The sequence below is a fragment of the Streptomyces sp. NPDC005955 genome, assembly GCF_042871255.1.
In the GTDB taxonomy this organism is placed as follows: domain Bacteria; phylum Actinomycetota; class Actinomycetes; order Streptomycetales; family Streptomycetaceae; genus Streptomyces.
The window spans coordinates 60,430-71,205 of sequence record NZ_JBIAIF010000018.1 but is presented as its reverse complement, the minus strand read 5'-3'; the positions used below and the strand labels follow the sequence as shown (position 1 = coordinate 71,205).

11 protein-coding genes are annotated in these 10,776 nt (G+C 72.2%); 2 read left to right on the top strand and 9 right to left on the bottom strand.

The annotated features are described in order from the left end of the window. Nucleotides 1-156 precede the first annotated feature (156 nt). The 5 genes from ACFYOU_RS30835 to ACFYOU_RS30815 form a co-directional block, all read right to left on the bottom strand. On the bottom strand, nucleotides 157-948 hold the full coding sequence (locus ACFYOU_RS30835; RefSeq protein WP_389772359.1) for a nicotinamide riboside transporter PnuC: 792 nt from the start codon (nucleotides 946-948) through the stop codon (nucleotides 157-159). 124 nt (nucleotides 949-1,072) lie between these two features. Beyond that, entirely contained in the window at nucleotides 1,073-1,531 is a 459-nt protein-coding gene (locus ACFYOU_RS30830; RefSeq protein ID WP_391310278.1) for a riboflavin kinase, read from the bottom strand. Further along, nucleotides 1,524-2,051, bottom strand: a complete 528-nt coding sequence (locus tag ACFYOU_RS30825) for a flavin reductase (protein WP_391310277.1) — start codon at nucleotides 2,049-2,051, stop codon at nucleotides 1,524-1,526. Before ACFYOU_RS30825 ends, ACFYOU_RS30830 begins: the two co-directional genes overlap by 8 nt. Before the next feature lie 35 nt (nucleotides 2,052-2,086). Continuing rightward, the gene (locus ACFYOU_RS30820) at nucleotides 2,087-3,433 is read right to left on the bottom strand and encodes an NtaA/DmoA family FMN-dependent monooxygenase (protein WP_391310275.1); all 1,347 of its coding nucleotides are present in this window, start codon (nucleotides 3,431-3,433) and stop codon (nucleotides 2,087-2,089) included. Between the two features lie 39 nt (nucleotides 3,434-3,472). After that, nucleotides 3,473-4,393 (bottom strand): PfkB family carbohydrate kinase, encoded by a 921-nt coding sequence (locus tag ACFYOU_RS30815; RefSeq protein ID WP_391310274.1) that lies wholly within the window; start codon nucleotides 4,391-4,393, stop codon nucleotides 3,473-3,475. Between the two features lie 135 nt (nucleotides 4,394-4,528). On the opposite strand from ACFYOU_RS30815, the gene ACFYOU_RS30810 reads away from it, so the two are divergent. Together ACFYOU_RS30810 and ACFYOU_RS30805 are read left to right on the top strand one after the other, a co-directional pair. Beyond that, complete coding sequence (locus ACFYOU_RS30810) at nucleotides 4,529-5,515, top strand: substrate-binding domain-containing protein (RefSeq protein ID WP_391310272.1); 987 nt, start codon at nucleotides 4,529-4,531, stop codon at nucleotides 5,513-5,515. A 314-nt stretch (nucleotides 5,516-5,829) separates the two neighbouring features. After that, the gene (locus ACFYOU_RS30805; protein WP_389772340.1) at nucleotides 5,830-7,104 is read left to right on the top strand and encodes a glycosyltransferase; all 1,275 of its coding nucleotides are present in this window, start codon (nucleotides 5,830-5,832) and stop codon (nucleotides 7,102-7,104) included. 16 nt (nucleotides 7,105-7,120) lie between these two features. Here the strand turns inward: ACFYOU_RS30805 and rfbD are convergent, their stop codons facing one another. The 4 genes from rfbD to rfbA are packed head-to-tail and all read right to left on the bottom strand — an operon-like array spanning nucleotide 7,121 to nucleotide 10,593. Then, a complete protein-coding gene (gene rfbD / locus ACFYOU_RS30800) occupies nucleotides 7,121-8,047 on the bottom strand; it encodes a dTDP-4-dehydrorhamnose reductase (protein ID WP_391310270.1) in 927 nt (308 codons plus the stop codon). Further along, on the bottom strand, nucleotides 8,044-9,018 hold the full coding sequence (rfbB, locus tag ACFYOU_RS30795) for a dTDP-glucose 4,6-dehydratase (RefSeq protein ID WP_389772335.1): 975 nt from the start codon (nucleotides 9,016-9,018) through the stop codon (nucleotides 8,044-8,046). Before rfbB ends, rfbD begins: the two co-directional genes overlap by 4 nt. Then, a complete protein-coding gene (gene rfbC, locus ACFYOU_RS30790) occupies nucleotides 9,003-9,626 on the bottom strand; it encodes a dTDP-4-dehydrorhamnose 3,5-epimerase (protein ID WP_391310267.1) in 624 nt (207 codons plus the stop codon). The genes rfbB and rfbC overlap by 16 nt, the downstream gene beginning before the upstream one ends. A gap of 34 nt (nucleotides 9,627-9,660) precedes the next feature. Further along, nucleotides 9,661-10,593 (bottom strand): glucose-1-phosphate thymidylyltransferase RfbA, encoded by a 933-nt coding sequence (gene rfbA / locus ACFYOU_RS30785; RefSeq protein WP_391310264.1) that lies wholly within the window; start codon nucleotides 10,591-10,593, stop codon nucleotides 9,661-9,663. Between the last annotated feature and the right edge of the window lie 183 nt (nucleotides 10,594-10,776).

Sequence of the window (10,776 nt, the reverse complement as noted above, 5' to 3'; positions counted from 1 at the left end):
CGCAATTAACCCCCACTACCGCTGGGGTTGCCCCGGGCCCCCCGCCCCCCCCCCCCCCCCCCCCCCCCCCCCCCCCCCCCCGGGGGGGGGGGCCCCCCCGGGGCCCCCCCCCGACGGGTGTCTTCGGTGGTGGCCGCACCCACGGGGGCGCGTCGGTCAGCCGGCGGCCCCTGGCCCGCTCGCCGTTCCCGTCCCCGACGCGGGGGAGTGCGACCCGGTGGCCGGTGCGGTGCCGTTGCGGGCGCCCTCGCCTTCGCGGCCCTCCAGGTCGCTGCGGCCCTCCACGACGACGGCGGGTTCGAGCGGCGAGACGATCTCCTGGTTCGTGCTGCGGCCCGCCCAGTCGCGGATGCCGATGACGACCATCACGAAGAAGATGGCGTAGACGATGCCGGAGAAGTACAGCTCGGAGTGGATCGCCAGGGGCACCCCGACGAGGTCGACGGCCAGCCAGGCGAACCAGAACTCCACGTACCGCCGGGCCTGCGAGTACATCGCCAGGATCGAGCCGACGAAGATCCAGGCGTCAGCGAGGACCATCCACCACGGAGCGCCGGGGTAGAAGGACGCTTCGGTCGCCTTGAGCAGGGCGGCGAACGCGAACGTTCCGACGACCATCACGACGAGCAGCACGATGCGTTCCCGCCAGGAAGCCCAGCGGACGTTGATCGCGCCCTCCTTCTCCCGGCTGCGCCGCCACGTCGCCCAGCCCCAGGTGGCCGATGCTATGATCACCACTTGCCGCGCGGCGTTTCCTCCGAGGTCCACGTTCAAGCTGGCGATCAGCAGGAGCACCGACCCGAGGATCTGCACCGGCCAGGCGATGAGCAAGCGCCTCAGCGCCAGGAAGACCGTCGCGAGCGCCAGGATGTTGCCGAGGAAATCGGACCAGTAGACATCCAGGCCGAAGAAGCTGAACTGTTCGTTCAACCACTGAAATGCGCTCATTACTCACACCTTTGTTCGTTCTTGAGCCAATCAGGGTGTGGGGGAGTGGGGCCCGGACCGGGCCGGTCGTGGAGCGGGGGAGTACGGCGGTGTGCGCCGCCGACTCCGGGTGGAGCGGGGTGCCTCAGACGGAGGCGGTCTCTGCGTCCGCGGCGAGTGCGCCGGTGAGGACGCGGCGCCCGCGGTCGGAGGCGAGCAGTGCCTCCGACCGCAGGACGTCCAGGTGGGCGGCGCGCACCAGGTCGTCGGTGGACGCGAACTTCACGGTGTCGCGGATGCGTGCCACGAACCACAGTCCGATGCGCTCGCCGTAGAAGTCGTCCGACACGTCGTGGCAGTGGACCTCGACGTGCACGTCCGTGGTGTCGCAGAAGGTCGGGTTCGACCCGATGCTGATGGTGCCGCGGTGGACGGCGCCGGTCGAGTGGCGTACGACCCAGCCGCTGTAGATCGCGGGCGGTGGGACGGACGAGCCGGGATCGGCCGCGAGGTTCGCGGTGGGGAACCCGAGCCCACGGCCCCGACCGGCACCGTGCACCACCTCACCCGTGAGGGGTGCGCGGACCGCCCGGACGTCATTCATGGGGGACGAGCTCACGGAACTGGCTGGTGTGGAAGACGAGCGGTTCCACCCCGGGGAACAACTCGGCCGTCAACAGTTCCACGAGCACGATCTCGTGGTCACCGCCGTCGTAGGTCGCGCGCACCCGGGCCGTCAGCCAGAGCGCGGCGTCCTCGATCAGCACGGCGCCCTCGGACGTGGCCCGCCAGGAGACGCCGTTGAAGCGGTTGCCCTCCCGGGAGGCCAGCCGTCGGCACAGCGTGCCCTGCCCGTTGCTGAGCACGCTCAGCCCCAGGACCGGCGCCTGGGCGAGCCGCGGCCAGGTGGTCGAGGTGCGGGCCACGCTGACCGCGGCCAGGGGCGGGTCGAGCGAGATCGAGACGAACGAGTTCGCCGCGAACCCGACCGGTTCGGTGCCGTGCAGCGCGCCGATCGCGACGACACCGGTCGGGTAGGCCCCGAACGCCCGTCGCAGCGCCGCCCCGTCCAGTTCCGTCGGCGACGCGGACGTCCCGAGCGGGTGGTGAGTAGACGTGGCCATGGTCTTCGACATCCTCTCGTTCGTGCGTGCGGTGCTCAGTGCCGGAAGCGTGCCGCGGGGTGGCTGTCCGGCAGCGCCCGGTCGGACGCCCCGGTGAGCCGCTCGCGCAGGCTCTCGCCCTCCGTGTACTCCCCGCGGAAGACCCCGCGGGCCCGCAGGATCGGCAGCACCGACTCGACGAAGTCCGTGGTCGAGGTGGGCTGGACCGTCGGGGACAGCAGGAACCCGTCGAGGTCGGCGCCCTCGGCGAGCGAGCAGATCTCGTCGGCGATCTCCTCGGCCGTGCCGACGACGGGTCGCGCTCCGACCCCGTGGGTGTGCCAGTCGGCGAGGACGTCACCGACCGTCTTGTCGGCGAAGCGGGCCACCTGGGTCTGCGACATCTCGGTGGACAGGCTCGCCATGGGCGTCTCGGGCGCGTAGGACGACAGGTCGAGCCCGGTGAACATGGCGTAGCTGGCCACGGTCACCTCGGGGCGCTGGGCGTCCAGGATGCGCTGGTAGCGCCGCTCCGCGTCGGAGGTGGTGGCACCGACGACACAGGAGAACGCCGACATGACCTTCACCTGGTCGGCCCGGCGACCCGCCTTGACGGCCTCCTCGCGGATGGACGCCGTGTGCCCGGCGAGCTGCGGGATCGAGCCGCTGCCCACGAACATGCACTCGCCGTGCCGGCCGCCGACCCGGCGCCCGGCGGGCGAGGCCCCGGCCTGGAACAGGACGGGCGTGCCCTGCGGGGAACGCGCGGTGTTGCCGTAGCCCTGCGAGCGGAAGTACGGGCCCTCGTGGGTGATGAGGTGCACCTTGGCGGGGTCGGCGAACCGTCCCTCCTTGTCCTTCTCCAGCGCGTCCGGCTCCCAGGCCCCCTCCCAGTACTTGTAGACGAGTTCGAGGAAGTCCTCGGCCATCCGGTAGCGGTCGTCGTGGGCCACCATCTCCATGCCGAACGCCTTGACCGCGGTGTCGGCGGTGCCGGTCGTCACGACGTTCCAGCCGATGCGACCGCCGGAGAGCTGGTCGAGCGTGGCCATGCGGCGGGCGAACGCGTACGGGGGTTCCACGAGGACCGAGCCGGTCATGACGAGGCCCAGGTGGGTCGTCGTGGACAGCAGTGCGGACGCCACCACGACCGGGTCGAGCCGCGGGAGGTCGAGGGTCTCCTCCGTCGCGATGGGCGGGCGCACGCCGTCGATCTCGGACCAGCCCCACGCGTCGGCGAGGAACAGGAAGTCCAGCTTGGCGTCCTCGCACACGGCGGCGAGGTCGCGCCAGTAGTCGAGGGTGTCGAACTCGTGCCGCCGGCTGTCGGGGTGACGCCAGGTGGCCGTGCCACTCGCATTGGTCTGCGCGTTCTCGAACACGCCGATCTTGAGGTTCCTCATGGGTGGTTCTCCGTAGTGCTGGTGGGTGACCCGCGGGGTTCAGGGAACGGAAGTGACCGCAGGTGCGTCGAGCTGGGATGCGTACGGCATGGAGGTCTGGGCACCGAGGCCGGTGGCGGCGTACGAGGCCGCGTGCACGGCCCGTTCGACCGCGGCCGGCAGCTCGACGCCGCGTCCGAGCGCGTCCGCGAGGGCGCCGCAGAAGGTGTCGCCGGCGCCCACGGTGTCGACCGCGTCCACCGTCGGCGCGGGGACGTGGGTGGTGTGCGGGCTGTGCGCCTCCTTCAGGACGGCGCCGTCCGCGCCGATCGTCACCACGACGGCCCGGCAGGGGAGCGCGGCGCGCTCCAGCAGGGTCCGCACCCCGTCGACGGTGGTGGGCCGGTCGGTGTCGAGGAGCGAGGCGAGCTCGCCGAGGTTGGGGACGAGGACGTCGACGGCGGCCAGTACCCGCATGTCGATCGGCCGGGCCGGGGCGGGGTTGAGGATGACGACCCCGCCCTGTTCGCCGGCCCGGAGCACCGCCGCCGCGACCACCTCGGACGGGACCTCGTTCTGGACGAGGACGATCTCTCCCGCCGACCGGACGAGCTGGGCCGGCAGGTCCTGGACGCCGAGTTCCGCGTTGGCCCCCGGGTTCACGACGATGGTGTTCTCGCCGGCGTCGTCGACGACCACGGCGGCGATCCCGGTCGTGGTCCGCCCGTCCGACCGCACGGCGTCGACGTCCACTCCTTCGGACCCGAGCGCGTCGAGGATGACGTCCGCGTCCGCACCGACCCTGGCGACGAGCCGCACCCGCGAGCCGAGGCGGGCGGCGGCGACGGCCTGGTTGGCGCCCTTGCCGCCGACCCCCTCCACGAAGCGCCGTGCGAGCACGGTCTCGCCGGGGTGCGGCAGGTCCTTGACGGTCAGGACGAAGTCGCGGTTCACCGAACCAACGACGGTGATGGGCGACATTTGCCCTCCTTGGGATCCTGGGAGATCGATTTCCGACATGCTGTACCAGCGCACCCGTGGCGTCAAGTAGCCTCGTCGTGCCCGTTCGCCCCGCCGCCGTGGCGCCCCCCCCACCGACCGAGAGGGAACACTTACGTGACAGCGCCCCGACTCATCGACGTGGCCGAGGCCGCCGGCGTCTCCCGTGCGACGGCGTCACGCGTCCTCGCCGGCACCCCGCGCAACGTCGATCCCGAGCTCGCGCGCCGTGTCGAGGAGGCCGCGAACCGGCTCGGCTACCAGCCCAACCACTCGGCCCGGGCGCTGCGCACCGGCGAGACCGGCACCATCGGCGTGGTCCTCCCCTCGCTCGCCAACCCCTACTTCGTCCAACTCGCCGACGCCATCGCCCGACAGGTGCGCGCCGTGGGCGGCACGCTGGTCGTCTCCGACGCGGCGAACGACACCGCGATCGAGGCCGAGCAGATCGACACCCTGCTCAGCGGCCGGGTGGACGGCCTGTTCGTCGTCCCGGTGTCGGCCGGCGCCTCCGGACCCGCCATCCGGGACGCCGCCCGACGGCGTCCGGTGGTCCTCTTCGACCGGTGGGCCAAGGGTTCCGGCACCGTCGCGGTCACCCTCGACAACGCCGCGGCGGTCCGGCTCCTCGTCGACCATCTGGAGGGCATCGGCCGGCACCGGATCGCGCTCGTCGCCGACCAGGCGTCCTCCTCGGGCGCCGAACGGGTGGCGGCCTTCACCGAGGCGCAGGGGCCCGACGCCCCCACCATCCTGCTGCCCGACTTCACCACCGGTGCCGGTCGGACGGCGGCCCGCCGCATCATCGAACAGCGCGACAGCGTCGACGCGGTGGTCTGCGGAGCGGACGTCCTCGCCGTGGGACTCGTGAGCACGCTGCACCGTTCCTCGGTCGCCGTGCCCCGGCAGATCGCCGTCACCGGATTCGACGACACCGAGATGCTCAAGCTCCTCGACCCGCCCATCACGTCCATCCGGCACCCGCTGTCCGTCATGGCCGAACGCGGGCTGACGCTGCTTCAGGCGCCGGGCCGCGAACGGGCCGAGCGGATCGAACGGTTCCCCCCTCAGCTGGTCGTCCGCGCCTCCACGCACGAGAGCTGACGGGCAGTCATCTCGGCGGTCCCGTCGGCCGGGGTCGGGGGCGAACAGGGGTGGGCTCTGCGTACGTTCGAGTGGTCTACGGGAGGCCCGGCCCGCTGAGAGGTGACGAAGCGGCGGGCGCGTCGCTACCTTGACCGCCGCATCCTCAATCCTCCCGAACGGTGACGAGTGGGAAGATTCTGGACGTGTGGTCGAACGCGTCCCGGCGCTGCACCCCCCGTGCCGCGGTCCTTCCGGGAGCCGGTCGCCCCGCACCCCTCACCCGACGAGAGCGATGCCGCCGCGAACCCCGAGACCTAGGCAGGTAGCCGCAGATGACGCCGACCGCGACACCCGAGTTCTCCGTCTTCACCCCCAGCCACCGGCCCCGCTTCCTGGACGAGTGCCTGGCGACGCTCCAGGCGCAGTCCCGTCAGGACTGGGAGTGGATCGTCCTCCTCAACAACGGCGCCCGGTGGCGGCCCGAGCGCCCCGACGACCGGGTCCGCGTGGAGATCGCCGACGACATCCGCGGCGTCGGCGCGACGAAGCGCCGGGCCTGCGAACTCGCCCGCGGCGAGATCCTGGTGGAGCTCGACCACGACGACCTGCTGGCCCGCGACTGCCTGGCCGAACTGGGCAAGGCGTTCGCCGAGCACCCGGACGCCGTCTTCGTCTACAGCAACACCGCCCAGATCACCGAGGACGGCGGACGGGACGACTCCCGGTTCAACGAGACGCACGGCTGGCAGTACGAGGAGGTGCTCGTCGACGGCCGGCAACTGCTGGCCACCACGACCATGGCGCCGACGCCGCACAACGTCTCGTACATCTGGTACGCGCCCAACCACGTGCGGGCGTTCCGCCGGGACGCCTACACGAAGGTCGGCGGCTACGACGCCACCCGCACGGTCCTGGACGACCAGGACCTGATGTGCCGACTGTTCCAGGTGGGCGACTTCCACCACGTCGACCGCTGCCTCTACCTCCAGCGCATGCACGCGCAGAACACCCAGCGCGACGCGGAGGTCAATGCGCACATCCAGCGGGAGACGGTCGCCCTCTACGACAAGTACGTCGAGGCCAACGCCCTGGCCTGGAGCCGGCGCCGCGGGCTGCTCGCCCTGGACCTCGGCGCGGCCCACCGCAAACCCCCGGGTTACCTGGGCGTGGACCAGCACCCGGGCGAGGGCGTGGACATCGTGGCGACGCTCCCCGACCCGCTGGACCTCCCCGACGGCTCGGTCGGCCTGATCCGCGCGGTGGACTTCCTGGAGCACGTGACCGCGAAGGTGCCGCTGATCAACGAGCTGTACCGGCTGCTGGCGCCCGGCGGGATGCTGCTGACCACGACGCCCAGCTCGGACGGGCGCGGGGCCTACCAGGACCCCACCCACGTGGCGTTCTACAACGAGAACTCCTTCTGGTACTACACGGACGACCAGTACCGGGCGTTCGTCCCCGAGATCGAGGCGCGCTTCCAGAGCTCCCGTCTGGTGACGTACTTCCCGACCGAGTGGCACTCCTCCAACAACATCTCCTACGTGGTGGCGAACCTCATCGCCATGAAGGAGGGCGCGACCCGCTGCGGCGGACCGCTGTTGGTCTGAGGCGGCGCCCCGGCCCTCACCCCGCCACGGGGGCGGGGGCCGCGGCCCGGGCCGCGGCGGCCGCCGCCGCGAACCGGGGGGTCGCCAGGGCCGCGGCCAGTTGGTCCCGCCAACCCGGTTGGCGGGCGACCCCGGCACGCGTCCACCCCTCGTGTCCCAGCACCCCGTACGCCGGTCGGGCGGCGGGTCTCGGGAACGCGGCCGAGTCGACGGGGCGGACCCGCCCGGGGTCGAGCCCGCTCAGCCGGTACGCCTCCCGGGCCAGCCCGTACCAGGTCGTGCACCCCGCCGCCGTGCCGTGGTAGACGCCCGCCGGGGCCCGTCCGGTCAGTGCGGCCCGCCCGAGCGCGACCAGTTGCCGGGCGAGCTCCGCCGACCGGGTGGGCTGGCCGTACTGGTCGGCGACCACGTCGACGGTCGCCCTGTTGCGGGCGAGCCCGAGCACCGTGGCGACGAAGTTGGGCCCGTGCGTGCCGTAGAGCCAGGCGGTGCGCACGGTGTAGCCGGTGCACGGGAGCAGTTCGGCCACCGCCCGCTCCCCCAGCAGTTTGCCCCGGCCGTAGGCGTTGAGCGGCCCGGTCGGCGCGTCCTCGGCGTACGGCCGGCGGGCGTCACCGGCCAGGACGTAGTCGGTGGAGACGTGCAGCAGGACCGCTCCCGTCTCGGCGCAGACCCGTGCGAGGTTCCGTACGCCCGCGCCGTTGACCGCGGTCGCCGCCGCCTCGTGCACCTCGGCGCCGTCCACGTCCGTCCAGGCGGCGCAGTTGACGACCACCCGGTGCGCGGCGACGACCGCGCGCACGGCCCGGCGGTCGGTGACGTCCAGCTCGCCGCGGGTCCGCCCGGTCACCTCGGCACCCGGGGTCGCGAGGAGTTCCGCCCGCACGTCCCGGCCGAGCATCCCGCCCGCGCCGGTCACCAGCCACGACGTGCCCGCCGTCATGAGCGCTCCGCCCCGGCGGTGAGCGGGGTCCACCAGCAGGGGTGGTCCCGGTACCAGTCGACCGTGTCCGCGAGGCCCTCCGTGAACGGGACCTCGGGCGCGTAGCCGAGCTGTTCGCGGATCTTGCCGTCGTCCAGCGAGTAGCGCAGGTCGTGGCCCTTGCGGTCGGCCACCGGGGTGACCCGGTCCCAGTCGGCGCCGACGGCGTCCAGCAGCAGCCCGGTGAGCTTGTGGTTGCTCAGCTCGGTCCCGCCGCCGATGTGGTACACCTCCCCGGGCCGCCCGTCGCGCAGGGCGAGTTCGATGCCGCGGCAGTGGTCGGAGACGTGCAGCCAGTCGCGGACGTGCCGACCGTCGCCGTAGAGGGGGACGGTCCGCCCGTCGAGCAGCCGGGTGACGAACAGCGGGATGAGCTTCTCGGGGAACTGGTGCGGCCCGTAGTTGTTGGTGCACCGGGTGATCACGACGTCCAGACCGTGGGTGCGGTGGTGGGCGAGGACCAGGAGGTCGGCCGCACCCTTGGACGCGGCGTACGGGGAGTTGGGCGCGAGCGGCGACTCCTCGGTCCACGAGCCCTCGCCGATCGAGCCGTACACCTCGTCCGTCGACACCTGGACGAACCGGCCCACGCGGTGGCGCAGCGCCGCGTCCAACAGGACCTGGGTGCCGACGACATTGGTGCGGACGAAGGGCGCGGCCCCCGCGATCGACCGGTCCACGTGCGATTCGGCCGCGAAGTGCACCACGGCGTCCTGCCCCGCCATCACCTGGTCGACCACCTCGCGGTCGCACACGTCACCGCGGACGAAACGGTATCCGGGGCGGTCCGCGACGGACGCCAGGTTCTCCTCGACCCCGCAGTAGGCGAGTGCGTCGAGGACGGTGACGTGCGCCGTCGGATCGGCCCGCAGCCGGCCGCGGACGAACTCCGAACCGATGAACCCCGCCCCGCCGGTCACGAGGAGACGCATGCTTCTCCCCGGGCTCCGGAGCGCAGCCGTCGCCGGTGGGCGAGGCACTCCTCGTGGGTGGGCAGCAGGCCCCGCCGTTCGGCCTCCGCCAACGTGGGCGCCGCGGCGTCCTTGTCGGAGAGCTGCGGGGCGAGACCGTCGGGCCACCGGATCGCCAGCTCCGGATCGAGCGGATGGATCCCGAACTCCCGTTGTGGTGCGTAGCCTTCGGAGCAGAGGTAGACCACGACGGAACCCTCCTCCAGCGCCATGAAGGCATGGCCCAGGCCCTCCGAGAGGTACACGGCCCGGTGCTCCCGGTCGTCGAGGCGCACCGCCTCCCACGTGCCGAAGGTCGGGGAGCCGGTGCGCAGGTCCACCACCACGTCGAGCACCGCTCCGCTGACGCACGTCACGTACTTGGCCTGTCCCGGCGGGACCGCGGCGTAGTGGACGCCCCGCAGCGTGCCGCGGCCGGACCGGGAGCAGTTGGCCTGCTCCAGGCGCAGCGGGTGCCCGGTCACCTCACGGAACGCGTCGGCCCTGAACCACTCGTGGAAGTGGCCCCTGCGGTCCGCGAACACCCGTGGTCGGTCCACCCAGGCGCCCTCGATGTCCAGCGGTCTCACCCGTCACGTTCCTTCCGTCTGTCTCGGCGGTCCGTCAGGCGGTCGCCGCGGACTGCGCCGATCCGCCGTCCCGCGGCGCCACGACGGCACACGCACACCGGTCGTCCTGGTCCAACAGGTCCATCAGGTACTGCCCGTATCCGCTGGTGAGGAGCGGCCGGGCCAGGGCGCGGAGCTGGTCGTCGTCGATCAGCCCGACCCGCCAGGCCGCCTCCTCCACACAGCCGATCTTGAGCCCCTGGCGCTCCTCGACGACCCGGACGAACTCCGCGGCCTGGACCATGGACGCGAAGGTCCCGGTGTCCAGCCAGGCGGTGCCCCGGTCGAGCCGGGTGACGCGGAGTTCGCCGGCCTCCAGATAGGCGCGGTTGAGGTCGGTGATCTCCAACTCGCCGCGGGCGCTGGGCCGCAGCCCGCGCGCCATCTCCACGACGCGGTGGTCGTAGAAGTACAGTCCGGGCACGGCGTACCGGGACCGGGGGCGGGCGGGCTTCTCCTCGATGGACAACGCCCTGCCGCGGTCGTCGAACTCCACCACGCCGTAGGCCGAGGGGTTCGCGACCTGGTACGCGAAGACGTGGCCGCCGCTCGTCCGGCCCTCCTGCGTCAGCCGGGCGCCCAGTCCCGAGCCGTGGAAGATGTTGTCGCCGAGGATCAGCGCGACGGATTCGTCCCCGATGAAATCGGCCCCCAGGACGAACGCCTGGGCGATTCCTTCCGGACGCTCCTGCGTCGCGTAGTCGATGCGCAGACCGAGCTGACTGCCGTCGCCGAGCAGTGCGCGGAACTGCTCCTGGTGTTCCGGGGTCGTGATGACGAGGACTTCACTCACCCTCGCCAGTACGAGTGTGGAGAGGGGGTAATAGACCATCGGTTTGTCGAACACCGGCAGGAGCTGTTTGGAAACGGAACGGGTCAGTGGCCAAAGTCGCGATCCGGTGCCGCCGGCCAACAGAATTCCACGCATGGGCGGTCAGGGGCGTGGTGCCTGCGGCAGGCCCGCTTCCCCGTCCTCCTTTCCTTCCGTACGTGAGGTCTCCCGGACGGAGCCTGCGCCGGCGGGCTCGGGCCGGCTTTCAGGACGTGCCGTGGGGTCACCGTAGAGGAAGCCCCGCGGCCTCCCCATTCCGACACGCAACGGATTCCCCTA

Bases quoted from the DNA above. Each gene is read 5' to 3' on its own strand.
- ACFYOU_RS30830 (WP_391310278.1), bottom strand. From the start codon at position 1,531: ATGAATGACGTCCGGGCGGTCCGCGCACCCCTCACGGGTGAGGTGGTG.
- rfbB (WP_389772335.1), bottom strand. From the start codon at position 9,018: ATGCGTCTCCTCGTGACCGGCGGGGCGGGGTTCATCGGTTCGGAGTTC.
- ACFYOU_RS30820 (WP_391310275.1), bottom strand. From the start codon at position 3,433: ATGAGGAACCTCAAGATCGGCGTGTTCGAGAACGCGCAGACCAATGCG.
- ACFYOU_RS30835 (WP_389772359.1), bottom strand. From the start codon at position 948: ATGAGCGCATTTCAGTGGTTGAACGAACAGTTCAGCTTCTTCGGCCTG.
- ACFYOU_RS30825 (WP_391310277.1), bottom strand. From the start codon at position 2,051: ATGGCCACGTCTACTCACCACCCGCTCGGGACGTCCGCGTCGCCGACG.
- rfbD (WP_391310270.1), bottom strand. From the start codon at position 8,047: ATGACGGCGGGCACGTCGTGGCTGGTGACCGGCGCGGGCGGGATGCTC.
- ACFYOU_RS30815 (WP_391310274.1), bottom strand. From the start codon at position 4,393: ATGTCGCCCATCACCGTCGTTGGTTCGGTGAACCGCGACTTCGTCCTG.
- ACFYOU_RS30805 (WP_389772340.1), top strand. From the start codon at position 5,830: ATGACGCCGACCGCGACACCCGAGTTCTCCGTCTTCACCCCCAGCCAC.
- rfbA (WP_391310264.1), bottom strand. From the start codon at position 10,593: ATGCGTGGAATTCTGTTGGCCGGCGGCACCGGATCGCGACTTTGGCCA.